Below are 499 nucleotides of genomic sequence, written 5' to 3'. Positions count from 1 at the left end.
CCCCGGTTTTGTTTGCGGTAAATTTAATGGTCATGTAATGGAAGTGCCGGATAGCTATATTATTTACTGGGCGGAATATGAAGGGAAAAGTTCCGGGACGCCTGGCTTTACTAAAAATAAAAAAGGCTGCGATGCCAATTTTACCTCTTTACCCATGATCGCCAGTTGGCCAGATATGCAGCCGGGGGATGAATCGAAATGGTATAAACAGGGGCTGGAGTATGAAGGATTAGCAATAACGGTCAGACCATTTAGACGATCCGATATCGACATCACCTATAAGCGTGACTTTTTTCTAAGAAAACAAAATGATAGAACCTTTGATCCAGTTATTTATATCGATAAATTAGGGCTATTTTTCGTTAAAGCCACCAGAAAATTATTCCGGGCAGAACCACAGGATAGGAATAGTCCTTATTGGTTTGATGAGGATGTTAATGGTTATTACTGGGCAGAAGTTAACGGGCGGGTGCCGGTGGTATTTGACTGTCAGTGGTTG

General features: G+C 42.1%; 1 pseudogene. It reads left to right on the top strand.

Annotation, left to right across the window (positions count from 1 at the left end):
- Nucleotides 1-499, top strand: a pseudogene (locus tag AEP37_RS24035) (hypothetical protein); the annotation flags it as partial.

The organism is Yersinia pekkanenii (assembly GCF_001152565.1).
GTDB lineage: Bacteria > Pseudomonadota > Gammaproteobacteria > Enterobacterales > Enterobacteriaceae > Yersinia > Yersinia pekkanenii.
The sequence above is the reverse complement of the archived record's forward strand: the minus strand, read 5'-3'. Positions and strand labels throughout refer to the sequence as shown.